The organism is Pseudomonas sp. FDAARGOS_761, from assembly GCF_013343155.1.
GTDB classification, from domain to species: domain Bacteria; phylum Pseudomonadota; class Gammaproteobacteria; order Pseudomonadales; family Pseudomonadaceae; genus Pseudomonas; species Pseudomonas aeruginosa.
This window is the reverse complement of sequence record NZ_CP054572.1, coordinates 2,929,015-2,952,573: the sequence shown is the minus strand read 5'-3', so window position 1 is coordinate 2,952,573 and position 23,559 is coordinate 2,929,015. Positions and strand designations below refer to the sequence as shown.

Sequence of the window (23,559 nt, the reverse complement as noted above, 5' to 3'; positions counted from 1 at the left end):
CGTAAAAACACCGGCAGCCGCTCGTTTCCGCCACGGCTGTCTGGGAAAAATACCCGTTCACCTGCTAACATGGCGACATCGGTGCCGATGTGTCCGCAGGCTCTGGGGCGCGGATGCCATGCCCTCTATCCGGCCGGAGAACTTTGCCATCGAAGACTCGACATGCTGACAAGGTCGTTGCTGTCCGCGGTCTTTTGCCTGTTGCCGATCATCCTGCAGCCGCTGCCCGTCGCGGCCGAATCCATCCTGCTCGATGGTCGTATGACGACAACGACGCGCCCCTGGCTCGACAAACGAGCCAGGCAGTGGCTGGATGCCCGGGAGCCGCTGACGATAGGCGTGGTTTCTCCCGACTATCCGCCGCTATCCATCTTCTATGCAGGTTCCTACAAGGGCTTCACGGCCGATTACCTGGCCCTGGTGTTCGAGCGGCCGTTGCGCGTCAGGGACTTTCCGTCGCGGCAGGCGGCAATCGCTGCGTTGTCGCGGGGAGAGATCGATCTGCTCGGTGTCGGTAGCGAGGTCGAGGCCCGGCAACACGGATTGCTGGCATCCGCTGCGTATCTTTCCGACCGGCCGGTACTGGTGTCTTCCAGCGGCGCCCCGTTCGATTCGCAGGCGGAGTCCTGGCTGGCCACGGTCAAGGGTTATCTTCCCGCCGAACGTATCAAGGCCGCCTATCCGCACAGCAAGGTCATCTGGTTCGACTCGCCGCAGCTTGCCCTGGAAGCGCTGAGCATGGGGGACGTCGATGGCGTGCTGGGTGACGCCGTCTCCGCGCACTATCTCATCCAGACCCATTACCTGCTGAACTTGCGTATCGAGAACTTCGCGCCCATCGACAGCCAGGGTTTCCGTTTCCTGCTCCGGCCGGGGGATGAGCCTCTGCTCGCGGTCCTCGATCGAGCCCTGCCGCGTATCAATGGGCGCTACGGCGACGAACTGTTGCGCAGTTGGAGCGCCGGGCGGCGCCTGCGTTTCGACGATCCCAGGGTGACGCTTGCGCCGGCGGAACAGCGTTGGCTCTCCACGCATCCGGTCGTGCCGGTGGTAATCAACCATTCCCTTGGCGCGCTCGGGCAACTGGATAGCGAGGGGCGGCTGAGCGGTATCGGGCGTGACTATCTGGACCTGATCGGCAAGCGCAGCGGCCTGCAGTTTTCCTTCAGCGGAGCCCGAAACTTCGTCGAGGCGAAACGTCGACTGGATGCGGGCGAGGCGTTGGTTACGCCGACCATGCCCTCGACGGAGCGTCTCGATTCCGGCCTCGAGGTCCTGACTCCCTACCTGCGTAGCACCACGGTGCTGATGAGCGCCAGCCGGGGCGGCCGGGGCGAACGGCTGGAGCGTGTCCATGGCCTCGCGGATCTCGACGGCAAGCGATTGGCCACGACGGTTGGCTATTTCCTCAACGACACCATTCGGCGCGATCACCCTGAGATCAAGCTCCAGGTCTATCCGACCTTTCTCGCCGCGATGCAAAGCGTCGATGCCGGACAGAGCGAGGCTTCCATCAGCAGCGATTATACCGGTCGCTATCTGTCCGCCCAGCATTTCGACAACCGGATCCAGGTCGTCGGTATCCTCGATGATCTCTCCATTCCGATCAGCATCGGTGTGGCGAGGAACCAGCCCGAGCTGCAGGGCATCCTGGAGAAGGCGCAGCTGGCGATCGCTCCGGAAGAAGTGGCGGAAATCCTCCACCGCTGGGAGCCTCGCTTCGCCAAGGGAGGGACGGACTTCTGGCGCGATCACCGGAGCAAGATTCTGCAGATCGGCGGATTGTTCGGCGTACTGATTTCCATCTCTCTCATCTGGGGTTTCTACCTGATGCGCCAGGTGCGCAAGACCCGCCAGGCAGAAGAGCAAGCCGACGCTGCCAACCGTGCCAAGAGCGTGTTTCTTTCGACGATGAGTCACGAGATCCGCACGCCATTGAACGCGGTCATCGGCTTGCAGGAGCTGGTGCTGAAAAAGGGCGAGAAGGGCGTGTTGGATCTCGATTCGCTGAGCATCGCCCAGGAAGCTGCCCAGGGGTTGCTGCTTCTGCTGGGCAATATTCTCGATTTGTCGCGGATCGAATCCGGTCGGTTCGATTCCGCTCCCGAACCAGTGCTTCCTGGCGAGTTGATCAGAGGGATCCTGCCGCTGGTTGGCGGGCTGACGCGGCAGAAGAATCTTTCCCTGGCACTGGAACTCGACGGGGATCTCGAGCAGTGGGTGCTGGTGGATCCCCTGCATTTCAAGCAGGTGTTGTTCAACTTGCTGGGCAACGCCATCAAGTTCACCGAGCGCGGTGGGGTAACGGTGCGGGCGGTGGGGCGGCGCGAGGCGGAGAGGCTTCATTTGCTGCTCGAGGTAAGCGACACCGGCCTCGGTATTTCGGAGGAGGACCAGGCCAGGCTGTTCCGGCCATTCTCGCAGGTCGGCTCGCCTGCGCTTGGCCAGGCGTCCGGCAGCGGCCTGGGGTTGTACATCAGCCGACGCCTGGTACACCTGATGGGCGGCCAGATCAGCCTGCGCAGCGAGCTGGGCAACGGCTCCTGCTTCTCGGTCGAGTTCGATCTTCCGCTGACCGAACCTCCGCCCAGCGAGTCCAGCGAAGCGCGTTCCGGAGTTGCCGAGGTCGAGGAGCGGAAAGAGGCAAGGGCGCTCTCGATATTGCTTGCGGAAGACCATCCGTTCAATCGGCTGACCCTGACCATGCAGTTGGAAAGCCTTGGGCACCGGGTGACCTCCACGGAAGATGGCGAGGAAGCATTCGAACGTTGGCAGGGCGAAGACTTCGACGTCGTGATTACCGACGGCATGATGCCGCGGATGGATGGCTACGAGCTGGCGCGACGGATCCGCTCGCAAGAAGCCCTTGGCGGTCGGCGTCGCTGCTTGGTGATAGCGCTTACCGCCAGCGCCGAGAAGGATGCGCTGGAGCGTTGCCTGGCTGCCGGCATGGACCGGGTCCTGTTCAAGCCGACTACGCTCGATGAGCTCGCTCGGGCGCTGAACGGGGGAGAGCCGCTCATGCCTACGAGCGTCGATTCGCAATGAAAGTGCCCGACTGGTTGCCGTTTTGCGTGCCGCGAGCGGATGTATCGGGTAATCTCTCGCAGAAATGAACCAGCACTAGTGAAGCGAACGATGGGTTTTGAACAACTTGCCGAGCTGAGAGACCGTCTGCGCGCGCAGGCGGCGCAGGCGAAACCGGCTCAAACCAAAAGCTCCGCGGGACGCGCGAAGAAACGTGAAGCCGTCGAGCCGGGAGTCGAGGCTATCTGGAGGCTGCAACGGCATTTCCCGCTGGCGTTTCCGAAAAGCCCCGCGGCCAAGGTTCCGCTCAAGCAGGGCATCCTCCAGGATGCGCAGCAGCACCTCGAGCTACTGGGAATCACCGCCGAACAACTGAAACAGGCCATCGCCACCTGGTGCCAGGGCAGCCGCTACTGGAGTTGCATGGTGGAAGATGCGCCGCGGCTGGATCTGCAAGGCCAGGTTGCCGGCAAGGTAACCGCCGAGCAGGCGGTGTATGCGCGGCGGCAGGCGTCTCGCCGGCAGCGCGAGCAGATGCGCGAGAAGCGCGCCAAGCGTGCCCAGGCAGGTAGCGAAGCGCCGGCCGCCACGGAGGCGCCGACGCCTGAAGCGCCCGCAACCGAAGCGAGTCCCGAGGCGAACTGATCGCCGGGGCAGGGCGCGTCGGATCCTGGCGCGCTCCTCGGTTGCCGGTCGCCGCGGGGCCCATTTCGCGGACGTCTGGGCCCGTTTCTCCCGGCTTGTGCTACGCAATAGCCTGATCTGCAAAGTTTTTTTCGTAGAGCGCTTGCCAAGCCCGGCGAATCCGTCCATAATTGCGTCCATTCCAGCGATGGGTGAGCTAAAAATCTTTTGAAATCAAAGGGTTATAAGTTCAAAATCGCACCAGGAAAGAGATTTCAGCGATATGCCAAACGCATGTCGCTTCGCTCAAAGGCTGAGTAGCAGAGTGGTTATGCACCGGATTGCAAATCCGTGAACGCCGGTTCGATTCCGACCTCAGCCTCCAACAGGAAAGCCCCGTAGCTCAGTGAGTTACGGGGCTTTTTTCTTTCCTGTCCGGTATTGCTGAAGCAAGTTCCTTGGGGTGTCCCCATAACGCTTTCATACTTTTACGGCCTCGCAACCGCCTCCCTCTCCCGATAAGCCGCTCCGTAATTACTACTTTCCCGGAGTGTCCGAGGAGTACCCCTGCACCTGTCACGTTTTCGGCCGTTGCCTGCAATTCAGCCCCGTGCGCGGCTTTTATCTGGACGCAAGATCCGGTCTGGGTCGGTCATCGGCTGGTCGTCATCGAACATGACCAGCCGAGCCGGTCTGTCCTGCCGCCTGCCTTCCGGGCCTCTATCGATCAACCGTTGTGGCGACCGCGAGCGGAAGGCGCTTGGCGGAGGGCCCGTTTCATCTTGCCTTGCGTTTCAAGGAAACCGGCAGGCCCCAGGTCAGGTCTTCCATGCCTGCTTCGCCGAGTATCTCGGTTTTCATCGGCTGGATCCGCGCGAGCACCTGGCGGCCCGTTTCATCAAGCCTTGGCTGCTCGCGATCGATGAACCTTTTCGTCAGCTCCATGGGCGCTGGCCTCATGAAGACCTGGAGATCCTGCAAGGTGCACTTGATGTTTTGCGTGTCCACGGCCTTGCAGGTCTTCCTGTCATAGCTCACGGCCGGGGTCTTCAAGTGGAACCGATCGCTGAGCAGGATCTGCCCAGGCTGAATGGTGAAGGACAGCGGGGCATAGGCGTCGGGTATCTGCGCTTGCAGCTTGATGGAGGGGACATCCTCGATCTTCGTGCCTTCGGCCCAACCGGCATCCGAGACCATTTCCCGCTGGCTGTATTGCTGCTCGGTCCAGCCCACGCATTGGCCGGAGGCCATGTGCACGGCGCTGCAGACATTCTGTGTGTAGGTTTTGTCTGCATAGGAGGCGTCGCGCCAGTAGTTCTCCTTCACGAACCGGCGATACAGCACGGCGGACAGGTTCACCGAACCAAGTGGGCTGGCAGCCGGCTGCCCCTTTGGCGCCTTGATCTGGGCAAGGGTGCTGTCGATCTTGTAGTCGATCCCTCCGGACAGCAGGTAGGTTCCCGGCGGGACGATGTTGACCTCGAGGAAGTCCCACAGATAGACGGCTTCCTTGATCTTCTCCAGGTCGTTGTTGGCAAAGGCCTGCATGTAGGCGATCCCGGGCACGTCCTTGTTCTTGAATATGACCCGATGCGAGTAGCTGGAGAGGTCCGTCACGCTCTTGTTGGGCATGAGCGCCGGTACCAGCACTACGGACATGCCTTCGCGGGTAGCCTCATCGATCATGTTCAGGAGCTGGTTGGTGGGGTTCTGCTGGGAGCCGCCGAGTCCGGCGTTGCCTAGGGAGGCGCAGGCTGACAACAGGCTTGCCGGGAGCAGGATCGCGAAGGGGCTCAGACGCCGAGCGATGGTTTTCATGAGATATCCTTATCTATACGGGCCAATGACTTAAGGCGAGTGCGGGAAGAATCCTAATCTACTCCTTGCGGATTCCCAAGGAGCGTTCGTCCCGCGCGTAGGAAGGAGCGTTTGAGTCGAGCGCGTCACAGCCTGTTGCTGCAATCCTGGGTACTCACATGCGTTCGAATGCTGGCGAGCCAGTGCGTACCGCGTTGGTGATGGCTCGCTGCGGGTAGAGTTCGTGCCGGTCATCGAGGGCTGGCTGCGTGGGGGCGCAATGAAGACGCGGATCCCAGCTCTTCTGGCGATTCGTGAGTGCGGATCAAATCTGTTTTACCGCCGTACGACTTTTTCCGTTTCCTGCGCCTATCTAACCTGCCGCTCTCTTCAACCCGGGATCGACAGGCATCTCCGCTGTGGTTCCAGCATGTACGGAACACCATGAAAAACATTCTCCTACTCAACGGCGGAAAGCGTTTCGCCCATTCCGACGGTCGCCTCAACCAGACCCTGCACGAAACCGCCCTGGCCCATCTGGACCGCCGTGGCTTCGACTTGCGCCAGACCTTCATCGACGGCGGCTATGACATCCCGGCGGAGGTGGACAAGTTCCTCTGGGCCGACGTGGTGATCTACCAGATGCCCGGCTGGTGGATGGGCGCCCCGTGGACGGTGAAGCGCTACATCGACGAAGTCTTCACGGCCGGTCATGGCAGCCTCTATGCCAACGACGGCCGTACCCGCTCCGACAGCACGCAGAAATATGGCAGCGGCGGTCTGGTGCAGGGCAAGCGCTACATGATCTCGGCGACCTGGAATGCACCACGGCAGGCGTTCGACGATCCGAGCGACTTCTTCGAAGGGAAAGGCGTGGATGCGGTGTATTTCCCCTTCCACAAGGCCAACCAGTTCCTCGGCATGTCCGGCCTGCCGACGTTCCTCGCGGTGGATGTGATGAAGCGCCCGGACGTCCCGGCTGCCGTCGCTGCCTACCAGGCGCACCTGGACAGGGTGTTCGGGCGCGCCGGCTGAGTTCGACGGCGGGCCTCGTGTCGCTTCGCTGGATGGAGTGGCGGATCGAAATCCAGGCTCTCGGGACGAGGCCTAACGGTCACGGATCCGCTATCCGGGCTTTTGTCGGCCACGACCCGCGAGTGATCCGAAATTCGATTTTTCCATCGATCCGTCGAATTAGATTTCATCGGGGACGGGGAGGAAAGGATGCTTTGCACGAATATTCGAATGGGCGCATCGTAAAATGAGCGCGCTTCGACCGCGTCGAAGCCACCCCCGACAACGTTGCCGGCAGGTCGCTCATCGACTTCCGACGCCTGCCGCCGAATTCAGGAGATTCACATGTGTCCTTGCCCTCACTCCCAGGCCCAGGGAGAAACGGACGGAGAGGCTGAGTGGCATAACGCCGCCCTGGACTTCACCCATGCGATGAGCTACGGCGATTACCTGAAGCTGGACAAGGTCCTGGACGCCCAGTTCCCGCTTTCGCCCGACCACAACGAAATGCTGTTCATCATCCAGCACCAGACCTCGGAGCTATGGATGAAGCTGATGCTCCACGAACTGCGGGCCGCCCGGGAGCACGTCAAGTCAGGCAAGCTCGGTCCGGCGCTGAAAATGCTCGCCAGGGTCTCGCGGATCTTCGACCAGCTGGTACACGCCTGGGCGGTGCTGGCCACCATGACGCCGACCGAGTACAACACCATCCGCCCGTACCTGGGCCAGTCTTCCGGTTTCCAGTCCTACCAGTACCGCGAGATCGAATTCATCCTCGGCAACAAGAACGCCACCCTGCTCAAGCCCCATGCTCACCGCGCCGAGCTGCTGGCAGCCCTGGAGCAGGCCCTGCATACGCCGTCGCTATACGACGAAGCGATCCGCCTGATGGCCGCCCAGGGGCTGCCGGTAAGCCAGGAGCGGCTCGTCCGGGACGCGGCGGCCGGCACCTGTTACGAGGCCTCGGTGGAGGCGGCGTGGCGACAGGTCTACCAGACGCCGGAGCGCTACTGGGACCTGTATCAGCTGGCGGAAAAACTGATCGACCTGGAGGATTCGTTCCGCCAGTGGCGCTTCCGTCACGTGACCACGGTGGAGCGCATCATCGGTTTCAAACCCGGCACGGGCGGAACCGAGGGAGTGGGGTATCTGCGTAGCATGCTCGATACCATCCTCTTCCCCGAACTGTGGCGGCTCCGTTCCAACCTGTAGTACCGGATGAGGCGCAGCATCCGCCTGCGCCTCAGTCGTTGCCGGCGCCTCCCGCCGCCCACTCTTGCCGCAAAAGCCCCATGAGAACGACATTCCAGCGTTCCCGGCCGACCCGGGTGGCGGAGCGGCGCAGGCCTTCTTCGCGGAACCCCGCGCGTCGATAGAGATGACGGGCGGCAGCGTTCCAGTCGTACACGTTCAATTCAACGCGCTCGATGTCGGCGTCGGCGAAAGCCTCGGCGAGCAGCGCCTCCAGCATCGGCAGCCCCAGGCCCTGGCCGCGCGCGTTTGGCGCCAGGGCTATGCGAGCCAGGCGGACGACGCCGTTGCGGCGGTCGAACAGCAACTGGCAATGGCCGATGACCTGGCCATCCAGGCAAGCGCTCCAGAGCAGGCGCAGCGGCGGTTGCCGGCGGCTTTCCGCGAGGTCTTCATGCATCTGCTCGAGGCTCAGCGGATGCCGCAGGGCGGGGCCGGCCCATTGCACCAGCTCCTTTTCCGTGGCGAACCAGCGTTGCAGGGTGGGGAAGTGTTCCAGCTGGAACGGGACGAGTTGCAGGTCCGGGACGGAACCCGTGCCGGGTGTGGGCATGCGGAGTGCCTCGCTCAGGTCATCGGGGGGAGGCGGCGTTTAACCGGGGACTTCTTGACGATGGCGGTGTTGGTTTCCGCGTAGCCGTTGATCCTGTCCAGCAGCGTGTCGAGCTGTTCCATCGAACGGACCTGGAGGCGGGCGATGAAGCAGTCGTCACCGGTGACCTTGTCGCACTCGGTGAACTCGGCGATGTCCTGGATCTGTCGCTCGACCTCGTGCAGCTTGCCGGGCAGGGGGCGGATGCGCACGATCGCCTGGAACTGGTAGCCGAAACAGCGGGGGTCGACATCCAGGGTGTAGCCGCGGATCACGCCGCGTTCTTCCAGTTTGCGCAGGCGTTCGGCGACGCTCGGGGCCGATAGTCCGCTGACCTGGGCGAGGGCCTTGAGGGACAGTCGCGAGTCAGCCATGAGGGCGTTGATCAGGCGTTGGTCGATGTCGTCGGTCATGTCGGCCTCGAAAGTTTTTTTTCAAAATAGCCCTGATAAAAAAGGTCGTCACGGGTTTTTGCCTGAGTAATGCGATGGAGGGCTGGAAGACGGCTTTGGATAATCATAGGCCTGTCTTGCGGGAGAGCGCTCATGAACGATCCGATCCGTCGCGGTACGCTGGAAATGACTTCGGCCATGCTGATCTGCGGCACCATTGGCTGGCTGGTGCTGCTCTCCGGGCAGCCCGTGCTGGACGTGGTGTTCTGGCGCTGCGTATTCGGTTTCGCCGCCCTGCTGGTCGCCTGTGCCGTGCTGGGCTTCCTGCGCCGCGGCAGCCTGGGGCGCGAGGCGTTCCTGCTGGCGCTCCTCAGCGGGGTGTTCATCGTCGGCAACTGGGTGTTGCTGTTCGCATCCTACTCACGGGCTTCGATCGCCATCGGTACCGCGGTCTACAACGTCCAGCCGTTCATGCTGGTGGGGCTAGGCGCGGCGTTTCTCGGCGAGAAGGTCACGGCGCGCAAGCTGGGCTGGCTGGGGCTTTCGTTCGCCGGCATGCTGGCGATCGTCAGCGCCCACGGCGACAGCGACGCCCCGCGCGGGGACTACCTGTTCGGTATCCTCCTGGCGCTCGCTGCCGCGCTGCTGTATGCCTTTGCCGCGCTGATCGTGAAGCGCCTGCAAGGCACGCCGCCGCATCTTATCGCCTTGATCCAGGTGGGCACCGGCGTGCTGATGCTCGCACCGCTGGCGAACCTTGCCGAACTGCCCCGGGGCGTTGCTCCCTGGGCCAGCCTGGCGACCCTGGGAATCGTCCATACCGGGCTGATGTACGTGCTGCTCTACGGCGCCATTCAGAAATTGCCGACGGCGCTGACCGGTGCGTTGTCCTTCATCTATCCGGTCGCGGCGATCCTGGTGGACTGGCTGGTCTTCGAACATCGCCTGAGCCTGGCGCAGTGGCTTGGCGTGGCCGCCATCCTGCTTGCCGCGGCGGGCATGCAGCAGGGTTGGAGCGTGCGCCTGCCGGGGCCGGCAGTGCGACGCGGCTGAGGCGGCGGGGAAAAGAAAAAGCCCCGCGACGGGGGCGGGGCTTTTCTACGGCGATCTCGGCCGATCAGTTGCCGAAGACCTTGAAGCGTTCGCTTTCGGCGATGAAGGCTTTCTCGCCCGCCGGGGCGGCGATGGCGCCGAAAGGCATCTGTGCGCGCAGCTTCCAGCTTTCCGGCAGGTTCCAGGTCTTGTGGGTCTGGGCATCTACCAGCGGGTTGTAGTGCTGCAGGCTGGCGCCGACCTTGTGCTCGGCGAGGACGGTCCAGACCGCGAACTGAGCCATGCCGCTGGCCTGCTCCGACCACACCGGGAAGTTATCGGCGTAGAGGGCGAACTGCTCCTGAAGCTGGCGCACTATCGTCTGGTCTTCGAAGAACAGTACGGTGCCGGCACCGGCAGCGAAGGAGTTGAGCTTGGTTTCGGTGGCGGCGAAGGCGTCGGCGGGAACGATCTTCTTCAACTCGTCCTTGGCGATGTTCCAGAACTGCTCGTGCTCGGCGCCGAACAGCACGACCACCCGCGAGGTCTGCGAGTTGAACGCGGAAGGGCTGTGCGAGACGGCCTCCTTGACCAGTTCGACGACTTTCTCCTGGGAGATAGGCAGTTGCTTGTCCAGGGCGTAGATGGTGCGGCGGTTCTTGATGGAGGAGAGGAATGCGTCAGACATCGTGAGGCTCCTTGTTTGGAAATTGGATTCGATATTAGCGACGGCCTCGATGAGATCAATGGGAAATAACCGGTGATTCCTATCGACTGATGCGATGGATGCCCTGTTTCCCCAGGAAAGCCGGGTATCCGCAGTCCAGCGAGGCCAGCAGCGAGGGATGGCGAACACGGATGAAATCGGAATATCGAGAAAGTCGATGGGCATAAACCCGCGAGGACCTGACCGTTGATTCAGGTCAAGCAGGGTGGAGGCCAGGGAGGCGGCCAACCTTTAGTGATGGTGACCCGGCGGCCCGGCTCGGTGATGGTTCGATTGTAGGATTGTCGGACAAAAACTGGAGCGCACGATGTTTGAAAATTTCTCTCCCACCACCATGCTGGCCATCAAGAAGTACGCCTATTGGCTCTGGCTGCTGCTGGCGTTGTCCATGCCGTTCAACTACTGGATGGCCCAGGACAGCGCACATCCGGCCTTCTGGGCATTTTCCCTGGTGATTGCGGTATTCGGCATCGGGCCGCTGCTGGACATGCTGTTCGGCCGCGACCCGGCCAACCCCGACGAGGAAACCCAGACGCCGCAGTTGCTCGGCCAGGGCTATTACGTATTGCTGACCCTGGCCACGGTGCCGGTGCTCATCGGCACGCTGGTCTGGGCCGCTGGCGTGTTCGTCGCTTTCCAGGAATGGGGCTGGCTCGGCCGGTTGGGCTGGATCCTCTCGATGGGCACGGTGATGGGAGCGGTGGGGATCGTCGTCGCCCATGAGCTGATCCACAAGGACTCGGCGCTGGAACAGGCTGCCGGCGGCATCCTGCTGGCCGCCGTGTGCTACGCGGGGTTCAAGGTCGAGCATGTGCGTGGCCACCATGTGCATGTGTCCACCCCGGAGGACGCTTCGTCGGCGCGTTTCGGCCAGTCGGTCTACCAGTTCCTGCCGCATGCCTACAAGTACAACTTCCTCAACGCCTGGCGCCTCGAAGCGGTGCGGCTGCGCAAGAAGGGCCTGCCGGTGTTCGGCTGGCAGAACGAACTGATCTGGTGGTACCTGCTGAGCCTGGCGTTGCTGGTCGGTTTCGGTTGGGCGTTCGGTTGGCTGGGGATGGTTTTCTTCCTTGGCCAGGCGTTCGTCGCGGTGACCCTGCTGGAAATCATCAACTACGTCGAGCACTACGGCCTGCATCGGCGAAAGGGCGAGGACGGGCGCTACGAGCGGACCAACCATACCCACTCCTGGAACAGCAACTTCGTCTTCACCAACCTGGTCCTGTTCCATCTGCAACGGCATTCCGACCATCATGCCTTCGCCAAACGCCCCTACCAGGCCCTCCGTCATTATGACGACAGCCCGCAGATGCCCAGCGGTTACGCCGGGATGGTGGTGCTGGCGCTGATCCCGCCGCTCTGGCGGGCTGTCATGGACCCCAAGGTGCGGGCCTACTATGCGGGCGAAGAGTTCCAGTTGACGGCCGAACAGAGCGAGCGGCCGGCAGCTTCCTGAGAATGGCCGGCGACTCCCGCTCCGTGCCCGGATAGCTCTTCGTTCGGGCAATCCCGCCTTGCCTGGGGTTGACTATCCTTAGCGATATCTCGCATGGAAAGGAGCCCAGGGATGAACATTCGGCAGAGGATCCTCGCTTCGGGCGCCATCGGCATCGTGGCTGTGGTGCTGCTCGGCGGGGTCGGCTTCTGGGGGCAGTTGCGGCTGGGCAAGGCGCTGTCGGAGAACGAGCTGAGCGTCAATGCGATGCGTAACCACTTGGAAGGCGACATGATGCACGACGCCTTGCGCGCCGACGTCCTGGCGGCGTTCGTGGTCCAGCCCGGCGACGGCGCGGCGGCCGAGCAGGTCCGCGAGGACCTGCAGGAGCACAGTCAGTGGTTTCGCAAGGTGGTCGAGCAGAACCAGGGGCTGCCTCTCAACGACGCCATCCACCAGGCGCTGGTCGAGTTGCGGCCCGACCTGGAAGCCTACATCGGCGCCGCCGAGAGCATCGTCGGCAAGGCGTTGCTCGATCCCGTGGCGGCGCGGGCCGACCTGCCGCAGTTCGTCCAGGCCTTCAAGGATCTGGAAGGGCGCAACGAAGCGCTCAGCAGCCTGATCGAGAAACACGTCGAGCAGACCAACCGGGCGCGCGAAGACAGCATGCGCTATTCCGCCTGGATGCTCGCGGGCGGCATCCTGGTCGCCTGCCTGGTCCTCGGACAGCTCTGTCGCCAGTTGCTGCGCGCCGTCCTGCAGCCGCTGCGCAAACTGGTCTCATCGGCCCGGGTGATCGCCCAGGGCAACCTACAGGAGCCGATCGGCGTCGACAGCAATGACGAGGCCGGCCAGTTGCAGCGGGCGTTGGGCGAGATGCAGGAGAACCTGCGGCAGATGATCACCATCATCCGCCAGGAAAGCGAAGAACTCCATGACACCTCCCAGTCCATCGGCCAGACCTCGCAGTCGATCGTCCACGGCGCCAGCCAACAGGCCGACAGCGCCACCAGCATGGCTGCGAGCATGGAAGAGATGATCACCAATATCTCGCAGATTTCCGACCACGCCGACAACGCCAGGGTGATCTCGGCCAAGTCCGAGGAGCTGGCCAGCAGTGGCGGGCAGGTGATCCTCAACGTGGTGGAAGGGATGAGCCGCATCGCCGACGTGGTCAACCAGTCCTCCACCAGCATCACCGCTCTCGGTCAGTCGTCGGACGAGATCCATTCGATCATCCAGGTGATCAAGGGGATCGCCGAGCAGACCAACCTGCTGGCATTGAACGCCGCCATCGAGGCGGCGCGGGCCGGAGAGGCCGGGCGCGGTTTCGCCGTGGTCGCCGACGAGGTGCGCGGGCTGGCGGCGCGGACCACCCAGTCGACCCAGGAAATCACCGCGATGATCGAGCGTATCCGCGCCAGCACGGGGCAGGCGATCAACAGCATGGAGGCCGGCGTGAGCCGGGTGAACGAGGGGGTGTCGTTCGCTCGTCAGGCTGGGGTATCGATCAACGAGATCCTCGATGGAACCCGTCATGCCGCGTCGGTGGTCGACGAAATTTCCCAGACCATCCGCGAACAGTCGCGCGCCAGCGATGAAATCGCCCAGCGCGTGGAACTCATCGCCCAGCGTTCTCAGCAGAACACCCAGGCGATGCACGAGATGGCCGCCACCGCCAGGCGCCTGAACGAGGTTGCGGCGACCATGCGCTCGTCGGTAGAGCGCTTCAAGATCTGACGGGGGCCGCCTAGGTCGCCGACTCCGGGAGGCGCACGAACAGCGTGTAGCGTGCGCCTTCGATCGCTTCGAAGGCGATCAGCTTCTCGATCAGCGCCAGGTTCAGGATCTTGCCCGCGTTGAGCAGCAGCATGCCGTTGTTGGCGGTGAGGTTGCGCGCCAGCACCATGCCCGGAACCAGATCGCGGGTGCCATGGGCACGGACTTGCGGATCGGCCAGGGTGACGTCGGCAAGGGTCGTCGCGCAGACCTGGATGAACGGCTCGATCAGCTCGGGGTCGTACAGCCGGCCGGCGTACTTGCGGATGTACATCAGCGCTTCGTCGCGATTCATGCGCCGTTCGAGGATCAGCCCACGCTGCAACTCGACGAAATCCACCGCCAGCTTCAAGAGGCGCGAGCCCAGGGGGATGGACTCGCCCTTGAGGTGGTCCGGATAGCCGCTGCCGTCCCAGTGCTCCTGGTGATGGCGAATCAGGCGGGCGGCGTCCTGCATCGGCTCCAGCGACATCAGCAGCGACTCGCTGAGTTCCGGGTAGCCGCGGAAACGATCGCGGTCGTGGTGATAGAGCAGGTCCGAGGGCGAGCGGAGCAGGGTGTCGTTCCAGCTCAGCTTGCCGATGTTGTAGAGCGCCGCGGCCATCGCCAGGTCGCGACCATCCGATTCGTCGACGAGACCGCCGGCACAGCAGGCGCGGACCAGTTCGATAATTTGCTGGTTGGTCTGCTTGTCCTTGGGCAGGCGCTGGTTGACCAGCAGCGAGAAGACTTCGGTGCCGACCACGTAGCTGCGCTTTAGCTCCTCATAGGCGAGGTCGAGCATGTCGGCGGTCTGCTGCAGTTCGGCGGTGCGCGCCTGAACGCGCTTTTCCAGCGTGGCGTTGAGTTGCTGGAGGCGGTCGTTCTGCTCCTGGGTAAGTCGCTCCAGGCGCCGCCGCTCGCGCTCGGAATACAGGTATTCGAGCGACTGGCGCAGGGTCAGCAGCAACTCGTCGTCGTTCCACGGCTTGCTCAGGTAATGGTGGATGCGCCCTTCGTTGATGGCCTTGGCGATGGTCGGCAGGTCGGCATGGCCGGTGAGCAGGATGCGAATGGTTTCCGGGAAGCGGCGATGGATTTCCGCGAGCAGGGCGGCACCGTCCATGTTCGGCATGCGGGCGTCGGACACCACCAGGTCCACGGGCCGGCTTTCCAGCAGTTGCAGGGCCTGCTCGCCGCTTTCCGCCAGCAACAGGTCGTAGGGCTGGTTGCGTAGCAGCCGGCGCAGGCTGCTGAGGATCAGCGGCTCGTCGTCGACCAGCAGTACGCTGAAGCGGATCTCCGTCTCGTTGGAAGGAGGTGCGCTATCGTTCATGAGTGTCTGTCCACCGGGTGAGTTTTGCCTGAGTGCTTCAGGCAAGCATAGTCCGAGTCTGGCCTGGACGAGGGGCATGCACGCGGCGGCAGGGCGAGCGGAGGTGCGGATCATGGAGGCGTTACCCATCAGGAACCGGCGCTTGCTGGTGATCGATGAGCGGCAGGCGGATCGAGACCGTGTATGCGGGTTGTTGCAGGGAACCCTAGGGGCCGAATCGCCTCCCGTGGCGCCTGAGCGGGGCTACCAGGTGGATACGGCGGGAAGCGCCGAGGAGGCATTGGGGCGGATACGCTCGGCCCTCCAGGCCGATGCGCCGTATGCCGTGGTGTTTCTCGGGATGTCGTCGGTAGGCGCGGATATTCCCGTTCTCGAGCGGTTCTGGCGTCTCGACTCCCGCTTGCAGGTCGTGGTGCATGCGCCTCCCGCCGATTTTCCGCTATTGGCGCCGTGGGCCGCGGAAGAGCGCCTGCTGCTCCTCGGCCTGCCTTTGCAGGGACAGGAGGTCCGCCAGATGGCCGGCAATCTCAGCGCCAAGTGGAACGTGACGGCTCACCTCCAATTGCAGATGAGCCGGATGGAGGCTGCCATCCAGGAGATCACCCAGGAAGTCGGCCAGGCCAAGGAGGCGCTGGAGAAAGAGATCGGCGAGCGCAAGGAGCTGGAAAGCCAACTGGTGCAGACGGAGAAGCTTGCCTCGATCGGCCACCTGGCCGCCGGCGTCGCCCATGAGATCAATAACCCCATCAGCTACGTTTCCTCCAACTACACCACCCTGGAGGAGCACGTCAGGCGTTTGCTGGAGGTACTTGAAGCCTATGAAGAGGCTCGCCCCGCGATCCGCGACGAGGCGCTGGCAAGACGCCTGGAGCAGCTCGGTGAGCGGGTCGAACTGGCCTTCGTCAAGGAAGATGTCGCTGTGTTGCTGCGCGAATCCAGGGAGGGAATAGGGCGGGTGCGCAAGATCGTCCAGGACCTGAAGAACTTCTCCCGCGTCGACGCCGAGGACGACTGGCAGTGGACCGATCTGCACCAGGGGATCGAGTCGACCCTCAATATCGTCGCCAGCGAACTGAAGTACCGGGCCGACGTGGTCCGCGAATACGGCGATCTGCCCGAGGTGAAGTGCCTGCCGTCGCAGATCAACCAGGTGGTGATGAACCTGGTGATGAACGCAGCCCAGGCGATGGGGCCGGAGCGGGGGCGCATCGTGATTCGCACGGGGCATACCGTGGAGCATGCCTGGATCGAGGTGGAAGACTCGGGGCAGGGCATCTCCGCCGAGATCCTGCCGCGCATCTTCGATCCGTTCTTCACCACCAAGCCGGTAGGCAAGGGGACCGGCCTGGGGTTGTCGCTCTCCTACGGCATCGTCCAGAAACACGGCGGCACCATCGAGGTACGCAGCCAGCCGGGAGTCGGCAGCGCTTTCCGGATCGTGCTTCCCCTGGAATCGCCCGGCAACCTGGGCGGAGCCCACGGAAATTAACTGTTGCGCCGGCTAGGGTAACGTAAGACAATGATTTATCTACCGTTTGGGGTGGGTCTCGGGTTGGGATGCCGGTTTGGTTCCCATTGCCGGCTCACTTGAAGCGAGATCCTGCCCGGATGGCGAAATCGGTAGACGCAAGGGACTTAAAATCCCTCGGGGGTAACCCCGTGCCGGTTCGACCCCGGCTCCGGGCACCATCGTGTTTCCTGGCGTTCAGCCGACTTCTGCGCTCCTTCCCCGATTTTCTTCCGGCCCGCCATCGCGCGGCAGTCAACGAGTCGACGTTGCCTTCTTTCCCTCCTCGGCCTTGGAGGCGTTTCATTCTAGTACGGCTCCGTATAGGGTTCGCCCTGGCTGGCGAGCGGGAGTGTTTGTTCAGCTTGAAGTAGTTGTCTTTGGAAGTTTGATTTTTTGTCGTTATCTTCTGCTCCTGCTTTTTAATTTCCTTTCCGAATATATTCAATTCACTGGCGGAATTATCCTCTTTTCTCCTGCATGAATTGGTAGGCGGTACTTCCTCGTTGCTGTGCTTTGCTGACAGGGAAGGATCGCGAATCAGGGTTTTTCGCCTCTTTCGTTTATGAACAGGAATTCATATATCGGAGATCAATCATGGCTTGGAAAGGTGAGGTTCTGGCTAATAACGAAGCAGGGCAGGTAACGTCGATTATCTACAATCCGGGCGATGTCATTACCATCGTCGCCGCCGGTTGGGCCAGTTACGGACCTACCCAGAAATGGGGGCCGCAGGGCGATCGGGAGCATCCGGACCAAGGGCTGATCTGCCACGATGCGTTTTGTGGCGCGCTGGTCATGAAGATTGGCAACAGCGGAACCATTCCGGTCAATACCGGGTTGTTCCGTTGGGTTGCACCCAATAATGTCCAGGGCGCAATCACTCTTATCTACAACGACGTGCCCGGAACCTATGGCAATAACTCCGGCTCGTTCAGCGTCAATATTGGAAAGGATCAGTCCTGATAACTTGTCTCTGAAAAAAAAGGGCCCGAATGGGCTCTTTTTTTAAATACAAATAAAGTGAAGTTGCCCGTGTGGCCGTTATGAACGGACAGGCAGCGCTTCGCAGTTGCGACTACCAATGACAAGGGTATCGAACTCCTGGGGCTGCCGCTGTCGTGGGAAACCGAGCGAGTGGGGGCGGGGAACTGCTTCAACACGCTTCGGTCTGAACGGGAATATCGATTCCTGACCCGATTCAGAATTCCGTCCACATAGTAGACAGTACCGAAGCCGATGCCCTGCCGACTTTCCCTGGTTGTATTTCCCGCTCTCTTCTCCATTGCCGCCGCTGGCGCCGCGGAGGAACTCAAGGACATGGCAGGTTCGACCATCGTCGTTGCCGGAAGACTCGAGGCCGTCGAATGCCCTGGCGCAGGCCTGTACGATTGCACGGGGTGGCCTGCCAACCTGTACCGTTTCGAGGGACAGGACGTGTGCCTCAGCATCGAGGCTGGCTGCGATTACAGTTGCGATGGCATTCTCAGCGAGAAGGGCGGCACGCAATCGATCCTGGTTTCCGGCTCCTATCGCGATCACATCCGCAAGGTGGAAGGCACGCAGGTCTCCTGCCCGCGCTAGAGACGCTACCCGGTTCGGCCGCACACCCGGAGCGCTGGAAACATCGCGAGGCGCAACGGACGGTCTGCCGCCCGCTGAAGAAGGCGAGCGGATCGGGATGTGCTAGGGTGCCCGTTTGCAGGGAGGACCCAGGGCATGGAGCACCCATACAAGACCCCAGAGGCGGACCTGGCCGACGAGAGGCTGACTGCGGGAGGTTTCCTTTCCGGTGGGCAGCCGCTGTGGAAGGCATTCTGGCTGTTCTTCGCTGCGGGTTTCTTATTGCTCAGTGTCGCCGCCAGGCAGGCGATGGTGGCCATTGTCGATCCGCTGATGCAGGAAGCTCCCGGCGAACATGCGGTGGCCCTGACCTTGTGGGGAATGATCGGTGTCGAGCTGGTGAGGCTGGCCTACCTGTGCCTCAGCCTCGTCGTGGTCTGGCGCTGCGGGCGCAACTCCCGCTGGGTGGCTGCGCGCCATGCCAGCAGGGCGGTGCTGTCGGCACTGATACTCCTGACCCTTTACTCGATCTATCTGGTCTGGGCCTTGCTCGCCAGTCCCTGAGCGACGCGCCGAGGCTGGCGAGCATGCTGGTACGGCCCATTCCACGTGCCTGCGTCGGCTAGCGCCGCAGCCAGTCCTCCAGTTGCTCCGGCAGCATCGGCTGGGCGATCAGATAGCCCTGGCCCTCGTGGCAGCCCCAGGCCTGCAGCAGGTGGAAGGTGTCGTGGGTCTCGATGCCTTCCGCGACCACCCGATAACCCAACTGGCTGGCCAGGCCGATCACCGCCTGGGTGACGCTCTGCGCCTTCGGCGAGCCGGCGAGGTCGCGGGTGAATGATTGATCGAGCTTGATGGCGGTGACCGGCAGGTCGCGCAGGTAGGTCCAGTTGCTGTAGCCGGTGCCGAAGTCGTCCACGGCGATGCCCATGCCAAGCTCCCGGGCACGCAGCAGCACCGAGCCGACCGCCGAGGCGTCGCGGATGAGGACGCTTTCGGTGAATTCCAGCTCGAGGGCGGAAAGGTCGATGTCGTAGGTTTTGGCGAGTCTGACGGCCTCTTCCAGGAAGCTGCTGTCTTCCATGTCCGATGCCGATACGTTGATCGCCAGCCTGAGCGGGATGTTCCGTGCGTTCCATTGCGCCAGCTGGGCCATGGCATGGCGCAGCACCCAGTCGCTGAGGGGGCGCATCAGTGCGGTTTTCTCCGCCAGGGGCACGAATTCCGCGGGGCTGACGAAGCCGAGTTGCGGGTGCCGCCAGCGCAGCAGCGTTTCCACGCCCGTGCACCTGCCTGTCGGCAGGTCGATTTTCGGCTGATATACCAGATGGAAGCCTTCTTCGGTTCCGATCGCCTGGGACAGCGAGGTCAGCAATGTGAAGGCTCGCTGCTGGGCCTGGTCCAGCGGCGGGTTGTAGCGGGCCCAGCCGACACCGCGGTCGCGGGCGTCGTCGGCCGCGCTGACCACCAGGCGCAGCCAGTCCTGGTCGCCGGCGAGGGGATCGTCGGCAAGCGGTAGTACGCCGAGTCCCACGATGGCCTTGATCGGGATCCCGCGACATACGACGGGGCTTTCGAAGGCCCGCAGCAAGCGGAGGCAGACCGACTCGGTTTCTTCCTGTTGCTGCCGTGGCAGGAGCAGTCCGAAGCGCGTCGGGCTGATCTTGTAGAGGGTGAAATCCGGCAGTTCCGCGCGGATGCGGTCGCGCGCCTCGAGCATGAGGTCGTTGGAAAAGGGATAGCCCAGCGTACGGATGATGGTATTCAGCAGGGCGAGGGGCAGGAGGTCGGCGGCGATCACGGTGAGGGCGCCGTCGCGCTGCAGGCGCAGGGAAACGTCCTCCTGCAGGCGGAGACGGTTGTACAGGCCGGTTGGCTCGTCGATGTAGTTGTTCGAGCGCAGCGTATGGATACGGGCCATCACCAGGCGGGCAAAATGCTCGAGCATGGCGATGTCGCGCTCGGACAGCGGCCCGCGTGGTTCCCGGTCGATGACGCAGAGGCTGCCGAGGTTGAGACCCTCCGCGGTGGCCAGCGGAGCCCCGGCGTAGAAGCGGATGCGCGGTTCGCCTTGCACATAGGGATTGTCCCGGAAGCGCGGGTCGAGGGTGGCGTCGGCCACCTCGAAGACTCCCTTGCCCAGGATCGCGTAGGCGCAGAACGAATCCCGTCGCGGCGTCTGCCGGGTATCGAGGCCGATGCTCGCGCGAAACCACTGGCGCTGGTGGTCGAGGATGGAAATGAGCGCGATGGGCGTCTGGAAGTAGGACGTAGCGGCGGCGAGGATTTCCTCGAATACCTCGTCCGCACCTTCTTCCAGCAATCCGAGTTGGTCGACGTAGGCTTGCCTGGAATGCTCGTTCGCGGGATAGGGTGGGGTTGCCATGCTGGACTCCTGGGCTACTGCGATGTCGGGCATCGGCAATCAATGATGTCATTGTGCTTTTATTTCGTGGAGCGCGGGCTCTTTCCCAGATTGCAGCGATGAAAGGGCATGGGGGTTGATCGCGGTCATGCCGGTAGGGCCTTCGACGCCGACGCCAGCTCTGCGAAACCGATTACCTGCCAATCGGACGTTTCCTATATCGACCGGCACCACCGCTCGCTAAAACGGTCGCACATGCTTCCACCGAGAAAAGACATGTCCGATACGTTCTCCTTCGCCTCGCGCCTCTGCAAGTTCGTCATCCTTCTCGTCATCCTGCTGATCGGCGGAGCCAGCCTCTACCTGTGGTGGCTGGGGCGGCCTTACCAGGACGCCATGTCCGCCTTCGTCCCGTTGCTCATGCCGATGCTCGTGCTGGTGCTGGCGTTCGATACGTTCCGGGCCCTCGCCCGAACGAGGCGCTAGGCGTCAGCGAGGCAGCTCTGTATTCCCGTCGTTCTACCCTGCCAGTTCTGGTAGGCGGCGGGTCTTCGCAGGCAAGCGCTTGAACTGGGTGAGGTTTCCGGATTTGTCCTGTTTCCGTGGCGAAGCCGTGCTTGCCTAATCCCCCGGTTCATCTAGATATACCCATGGCTTCCTCAGGGTTAAGGAGAAGTCATGCAACGAATCGTCATCGTCGGGGGCGGAGTGGGCGGCACTTATGCTCGCCAACCTGCTGGTCGTCCGGCTCTACCCGGAGATACTCGGCGGCGAGGTGCAGGTACTGCTGATTTCCGACTCGCCGGATCACTACTAAAAGCCGGCCTTCATGTACGTCGCCTTCGAGCAATTCTTCCTCGAAGATCTGAAACGACCGCAGCGCTCGCTGCTGCGGCCGGAAGTGATGTTCCAGCTCGACCGGGTCGACCGTTTCGATTTCCCCCGCCAGGAACTGCAGACCCGCAGCGGCAGGCGCCATGGCTACGACTACCTGGTGATCGCCACGGGTTGCGTGCCGGCTCCGGAACGTATCGAGGGGCTGAAAGAGGCTGGCGACCATTTCTACCAGTACCAGCCGGCCCGTCGGTTGGCCGAGCGGCTGGCGAGCCTGGAGTCGGGGCGGGTATTCATCACGGTGAGCTTCCCGAGGACGCCGAATGTGCCCCACCAGTGCGGGATCGCGCCTGTGGAGACGACCCTGATGCTCGACGACTACTTGCGCCGCCGGGGTGTCCGCGAACGTGTCGAGATCGTCTACACCTATCCCACCACGGCCCAGTTGCTGCGCAACTGTTTGTTCCTGCAACGACCGACCTGCGAAATCCTGCCGAGCCTGTTCGAGCAACGCGGCATCCGTTTCCAGCGCGGTTTTACCCTGGCCAGGGTCGACCCGGAGCGGCGCATCGCCTATTCGGAGGAGGGCGACGAGCAGCCGTTCGACTTGCTCATGGCGACACCGCCGATCCACGCGGTGGATGCGGTCAGGGAGTGCGGCCTGTCCCAGGCCGCCGCCGACGAAGGCTGGTTGCCGACGAACCATGAAACCTTGCAGGTGTATGGCGTCGACCGGGTGTATACCCTGGGCGATACCGTCGATCTGCCGGTGAGCAAGGCCGGTGGGGCCTGTCACAACCAGGCGCCGGTAGTCGCCAGCAACATCGCTGCCGAGATTCGTCTCGGTAAGCCCTGCGCGATCTACGATGGACGAGTCCAGGCTGTCGCGCAGATGGGCCTGAACGCCGGAATGCCGCTCTGGTACGACTATCGGCACGACGTAAAGCCGACCCCGCCGACCAAGCTTGGCGGGTTGTTGCGCCAGGGTTTCAATCGCGGCCTGTACTGGGCCGTAGCCCGTGGAATGCTTTGACCCCGCACGGGGAGGAGCCGACATGGATAGCCATCAGCAGCCATACGCGTCGCAGGCGCAGGCCGATACCACCCTGTTTCCCGAGCAGACCCGCGAGAGTCTCCAGGCCCTGGCCGTCAAGTTGCAGCCGCTGATCGAGAGCCACCGCCTGGACAACCTGGTGGATCTGCTGTCACTGCTTTCGGATATCGTCGATCTGCTGGACCCGGCCATGGTGGACAGGCTGGCGCAGCTCTTCGAGCAGGTCACCAGTGTCGGTTGGTCAGTCGGTAACGCGGTACGCGTGGCCAAGGCGGAGCTGCTCCGAGAGCAGCCGCCAAGCCTGAAAGACCTGCTGCGGTTGTTGCGCGACGCCGATACCCGGCGCGGGCTGGCTCTCGTTCTGGGTAGTTTGCGCAGCCTGGGGTGCCAACTCGCCGCGGAGCAGGAGGTTGCCCATGGTGCATGACCTTCTCCGAGATCGTGCGGATCTAGAGGCGCGTTGGAACCCTTCCGCCTACATGCAGTTCGCCCGATTGCGCCAGCGGCCGGTGGTTGAGTTGCTGGACCATATCGAGCTGTGCTGTCCGGAACGGATCTACGATCTTGGCTGCGGAACCGGCATCGCCACCGAATTGCTCGCCCGCCGCTGGCCGCTGGCCGAACTGCACGGCGTGGACAGCTCCGTGGAGATGCTCGAGGAGGCCGCGCGCTTGCCGATCAAGGCCAGTTGGGAACGCGCCAACCTGCGCCACTGGTGCGCCGAGCGCCCTGCCAGCCTGCTGTTCGCAGCGGCGGTACTGCACTTTCTCGAAGATCACGGCAAGCTGCTGCCACGCCTGCTGGGGCAACTGGCTCCGGGAGGCTGCCTGGCGGCGCACATGCCGAACTGGCGCGATGCTTCCTGGTATCGCCTGATGCTCGATGCGCTGGACAGTGCGGGCCCCGGCGGTGCATCGCTGGGCAGCCCCGCGTTGCGCTACCGGCTGCATCGGCGCAATGTGCTGTCGCTGGACAACTACTACCGGCTACTGGCACCGCTGACGGCGGAGCTGGACATCTGGGAGACCGAGTACCTGCAAGTGGTGGACGGCAACGACCCGATCTTCGATTGGATCAAGGTCTCCGCCTTGCGTCCGGTGCTCGGCGAACTGGACGAGGAGGCGCGTCGGCGCTTCCTCGACCGTTACCTGGAACTGCTGCACCGTCACTATCCACGGGAACTGGATGGACGAACGCTGTTCCCGTTCCGCCGAGTATTCATCGTCGCCAGTCTCGGCCGCTGAACGGGCG

General features: G+C 63.0%; 20 protein-coding genes, 2 tRNA genes and 1 pseudogene. 17 read left to right on the top strand and 6 right to left on the bottom strand.

All coding sequences use genetic code 11. The features are described 5' to 3' along the window. Nucleotides 1-69 precede the first annotated feature (69 nt). From FOC67_RS13495 to FOC67_RS13485, 3 genes are all read left to right on the top strand, one after another. Nucleotides 70-3,048: a response regulator gene (locus FOC67_RS13495; RefSeq protein WP_021264889.1), complete on the top strand. Its 2,979-nt coding sequence runs from the start codon at nt 70-72 to the stop codon at nt 3,046-3,048. Nucleotides 3,049-3,138: 90 nt separating this feature from the next. Further along, entirely contained in the window at nt 3,139-3,672 is a 534-nt protein-coding gene (locus FOC67_RS13490; RefSeq protein ID WP_003090076.1) for a ProQ/FINO family protein, read from the top strand. Between the two features lie 290 nt (nt 3,673-3,962). After that, a tRNA-Cys gene (locus FOC67_RS13485) sits at nt 3,963-4,036 on the top strand. Between the two features lie 392 nt (nt 4,037-4,428). On the opposite strand, the gene FOC67_RS13480 is transcribed toward FOC67_RS13485, so the two are convergent. After that, nucleotides 4,429-5,469 carry a hypothetical protein gene (locus FOC67_RS13480; RefSeq protein WP_003108795.1) on the bottom strand — a complete coding sequence of 347 codons (1,041 nt, stop codon included), beginning with the start codon at nt 5,467-5,469 and terminating at the stop codon, nt 4,429-4,431. A 423-nt stretch (nt 5,470-5,892) separates the two neighbouring features. Between FOC67_RS13480 and FOC67_RS13475 the strand changes: the two genes are divergently transcribed. Beyond that, nucleotides 5,893-6,483, top strand: a complete 591-nt coding sequence (locus tag FOC67_RS13475) for an NAD(P)H-dependent oxidoreductase (RefSeq protein WP_003090071.1) — start codon at nt 5,893-5,895, stop codon at nt 6,481-6,483. A gap of 324 nt (nt 6,484-6,807) precedes the next feature. After that, a complete protein-coding gene (kynA, locus tag FOC67_RS13470) occupies nt 6,808-7,674 on the top strand; it encodes a tryptophan 2,3-dioxygenase (RefSeq protein WP_003138969.1) in 867 nt (288 codons plus the stop codon). Nucleotides 7,675-7,705: 31 nt separating this feature from the next. Here the strand turns inward: kynA and FOC67_RS13465 are convergent, their stop codons facing one another. Beyond that, nucleotides 7,706-8,266 carry a GNAT family N-acetyltransferase gene (locus tag FOC67_RS13465; protein WP_003090067.1) on the bottom strand — a complete coding sequence of 187 codons (561 nt, stop codon included), beginning with the start codon at nt 8,264-8,266 and terminating at the stop codon, nt 7,706-7,708. Nucleotides 8,267-8,280: 14 nt separating this feature from the next. Next, nucleotides 8,281-8,718, bottom strand: a complete 438-nt coding sequence (locus FOC67_RS13460; protein WP_003090065.1) for an Lrp/AsnC family transcriptional regulator — start codon at nt 8,716-8,718, stop codon at nt 8,281-8,283. 132 nt (nt 8,719-8,850) lie between these two features. Between FOC67_RS13460 and FOC67_RS13455 the strand changes: the two genes are divergently transcribed. Further along, nucleotides 8,851-9,750, top strand: a complete 900-nt coding sequence (locus tag FOC67_RS13455; protein ID WP_003090062.1) for a DMT family transporter — start codon at nt 8,851-8,853, stop codon at nt 9,748-9,750. Nucleotides 9,751-9,814: 64 nt separating this feature from the next. On the opposite strand, the gene FOC67_RS13450 is transcribed toward FOC67_RS13455, so the two are convergent. Further along, on the bottom strand, nt 9,815-10,417 hold the full coding sequence (locus FOC67_RS13450) for a nitroreductase family protein (protein ID WP_009314112.1): 603 nt from the start codon (nt 10,415-10,417) through the stop codon (nt 9,815-9,817). A gap of 346 nt (nt 10,418-10,763) precedes the next feature. Here FOC67_RS13450 and alkB1 point away from each other — a divergent pair, with 346 nt between their 5' ends. Continuing rightward, nucleotides 10,764-11,912: an alkane 1-monooxygenase AlkB1 gene (alkB1, locus tag FOC67_RS13445; RefSeq protein ID WP_003090058.1), complete on the top strand. Its 1,149-nt coding sequence runs from the start codon at nt 10,764-10,766 to the stop codon at nt 11,910-11,912. Between the two features lie 111 nt (nt 11,913-12,023). Next, nucleotides 12,024-13,631 (top strand): methyl-accepting chemotaxis protein, encoded by a 1,608-nt coding sequence (locus FOC67_RS13440; protein WP_009314113.1) that lies wholly within the window; start codon nt 12,024-12,026, stop codon nt 13,629-13,631. A gap of 10 nt (nt 13,632-13,641) precedes the next feature. Here the strand turns inward: FOC67_RS13440 and FOC67_RS13435 are convergent, their stop codons facing one another. Further along, complete coding sequence (locus tag FOC67_RS13435; RefSeq protein WP_009314114.1) at nt 13,642-14,985, bottom strand: HD domain-containing phosphohydrolase; 1,344 nt, start codon at nt 14,983-14,985, stop codon at nt 13,642-13,644. A gap of 76 nt (nt 14,986-15,061) precedes the next feature. Here FOC67_RS13435 and FOC67_RS13430 point away from each other — a divergent pair, with 76 nt between their 5' ends. The 5 genes from FOC67_RS13430 (at nt 15,062) to FOC67_RS13410 (ending at nt 18,619) form a co-directional block, all read left to right on the top strand. Continuing rightward, a complete protein-coding gene (locus FOC67_RS13430) occupies nt 15,062-16,474 on the top strand; it encodes an ATP-binding protein (RefSeq protein WP_031627579.1) in 1,413 nt (470 codons plus the stop codon). Nucleotides 16,475-16,587: 113 nt separating this feature from the next. Beyond that, nucleotides 16,588-16,674, top strand: a tRNA-Leu gene (locus tag FOC67_RS13425). A 415-nt stretch (nt 16,675-17,089) separates the two neighbouring features. Further along, nucleotides 17,090-17,458, top strand: a complete 369-nt coding sequence (gene lecA / locus FOC67_RS13420; RefSeq protein WP_003102492.1) for a PA-I galactophilic lectin — start codon at nt 17,090-17,092, stop codon at nt 17,456-17,458. Nucleotides 17,459-17,731: 273 nt separating this feature from the next. Next, on the top strand, nt 17,732-18,076 hold the full coding sequence (locus FOC67_RS13415; RefSeq protein ID WP_031627580.1) for a hypothetical protein: 345 nt from the start codon (nt 17,732-17,734) through the stop codon (nt 18,074-18,076). 135 nt (nt 18,077-18,211) lie between these two features. Further along, the gene (locus tag FOC67_RS13410) at nt 18,212-18,619 is read left to right on the top strand and encodes a hypothetical protein (protein WP_003108811.1); all 408 of its coding nucleotides are present in this window, start codon (nt 18,212-18,214) and stop codon (nt 18,617-18,619) included. 58 nt (nt 18,620-18,677) lie between these two features. On the opposite strand, the gene FOC67_RS13405 is transcribed toward FOC67_RS13410, so the two are convergent. Further along, a complete protein-coding gene (locus FOC67_RS13405; protein WP_009314117.1) occupies nt 18,678-20,441 on the bottom strand; it encodes a bifunctional diguanylate cyclase/phosphodiesterase in 1,764 nt (587 codons plus the stop codon). A 255-nt stretch (nt 20,442-20,696) separates the two neighbouring features. On the opposite strand from FOC67_RS13405, the gene FOC67_RS13400 reads away from it, so the two are divergent. The 4 genes and pseudogenes from FOC67_RS13400 to FOC67_RS13385 all read left to right on the top strand — a co-directional run bounded on the left by FOC67_RS13400 (nt 20,697) and on the right by FOC67_RS13385 (nt 23,552). Then, nucleotides 20,697-20,906 carry a hypothetical protein gene (locus FOC67_RS13400; protein WP_003090037.1) on the top strand — a complete coding sequence of 70 codons (210 nt, stop codon included), beginning with the start codon at nt 20,697-20,699 and terminating at the stop codon, nt 20,904-20,906. 192 nt (nt 20,907-21,098) lie between these two features. Beyond that, nucleotides 21,099-22,287, top strand: a pseudogene (locus FOC67_RS13395) (NAD(P)/FAD-dependent oxidoreductase). A gap of 22 nt (nt 22,288-22,309) precedes the next feature. Continuing rightward, nucleotides 22,310-22,735 (top strand): DUF1641 domain-containing protein, encoded by a 426-nt coding sequence (locus FOC67_RS13390; protein WP_009314120.1) that lies wholly within the window; start codon nt 22,310-22,312, stop codon nt 22,733-22,735. Next, the gene (locus FOC67_RS13385; RefSeq protein WP_003090032.1) at nt 22,725-23,552 is read left to right on the top strand and encodes a trans-aconitate 2-methyltransferase; all 828 of its coding nucleotides are present in this window, start codon (nt 22,725-22,727) and stop codon (nt 23,550-23,552) included. The genes FOC67_RS13390 and FOC67_RS13385 overlap by 11 nt, the downstream gene beginning before the upstream one ends. The last annotated feature ends 7 nt before the right edge of the window (nt 23,553-23,559 follow it).

Bases quoted from the DNA above. Each gene is read 5' to 3' on its own strand.
- FOC67_RS13495 (WP_021264889.1), top strand. From the start codon at position 70: ATGGCGACATCGGTGCCGATGTGTCCGCAGGCTCTGGGGCGCGGATGC.
- FOC67_RS13490 (WP_003090076.1), top strand. From the start codon at position 3,139: ATGGGTTTTGAACAACTTGCCGAGCTGAGAGACCGTCTGCGCGCGCAG.
- FOC67_RS13480 (WP_003108795.1), bottom strand. From the start codon at position 5,469: ATGAAAACCATCGCTCGGCGTCTGAGCCCCTTCGCGATCCTGCTCCCG.
- FOC67_RS13475 (WP_003090071.1), top strand. From the start codon at position 5,893: ATGAAAAACATTCTCCTACTCAACGGCGGAAAGCGTTTCGCCCATTCC.
- kynA (WP_003138969.1), top strand. From the start codon at position 6,808: ATGTGTCCTTGCCCTCACTCCCAGGCCCAGGGAGAAACGGACGGAGAG.
- FOC67_RS13465 (WP_003090067.1), bottom strand. From the start codon at position 8,266: ATGCCCACACCCGGCACGGGTTCCGTCCCGGACCTGCAACTCGTCCCG.
- FOC67_RS13460 (WP_003090065.1), bottom strand. From the start codon at position 8,718: ATGACCGACGACATCGACCAACGCCTGATCAACGCCCTCATGGCTGAC.
- FOC67_RS13455 (WP_003090062.1), top strand. From the start codon at position 8,851: ATGAACGATCCGATCCGTCGCGGTACGCTGGAAATGACTTCGGCCATG.
- FOC67_RS13450 (WP_009314112.1), bottom strand. From the start codon at position 10,417: ATGTCTGACGCATTCCTCTCCTCCATCAAGAACCGCCGCACCATCTAC.
- alkB1 (WP_003090058.1), top strand. From the start codon at position 10,764: ATGTTTGAAAATTTCTCTCCCACCACCATGCTGGCCATCAAGAAGTAC.
- FOC67_RS13440 (WP_009314113.1), top strand. From the start codon at position 12,024: ATGAACATTCGGCAGAGGATCCTCGCTTCGGGCGCCATCGGCATCGTG.
- FOC67_RS13435 (WP_009314114.1), bottom strand. From the start codon at position 14,985: ATGAACGATAGCGCACCTCCTTCCAACGAGACGGAGATCCGCTTCAGC.
- FOC67_RS13430 (WP_031627579.1), top strand. From the start codon at position 15,062: ATGCACGCGGCGGCAGGGCGAGCGGAGGTGCGGATCATGGAGGCGTTA.
- lecA (WP_003102492.1), top strand. From the start codon at position 17,090: ATGGCTTGGAAAGGTGAGGTTCTGGCTAATAACGAAGCAGGGCAGGTA.
- FOC67_RS13415 (WP_031627580.1), top strand. From the start codon at position 17,732: ATGCCCTGCCGACTTTCCCTGGTTGTATTTCCCGCTCTCTTCTCCATT.
- FOC67_RS13410 (WP_003108811.1), top strand. From the start codon at position 18,212: ATGGAGCACCCATACAAGACCCCAGAGGCGGACCTGGCCGACGAGAGG.
- FOC67_RS13405 (WP_009314117.1), bottom strand. From the start codon at position 20,441: ATGGCAACCCCACCCTATCCCGCGAACGAGCATTCCAGGCAAGCCTAC.
- FOC67_RS13400 (WP_003090037.1), top strand. From the start codon at position 20,697: ATGTCCGATACGTTCTCCTTCGCCTCGCGCCTCTGCAAGTTCGTCATC.
- FOC67_RS13390 (WP_009314120.1), top strand. From the start codon at position 22,310: ATGGATAGCCATCAGCAGCCATACGCGTCGCAGGCGCAGGCCGATACC.
- FOC67_RS13385 (WP_003090032.1), top strand. From the start codon at position 22,725: ATGGTGCATGACCTTCTCCGAGATCGTGCGGATCTAGAGGCGCGTTGG.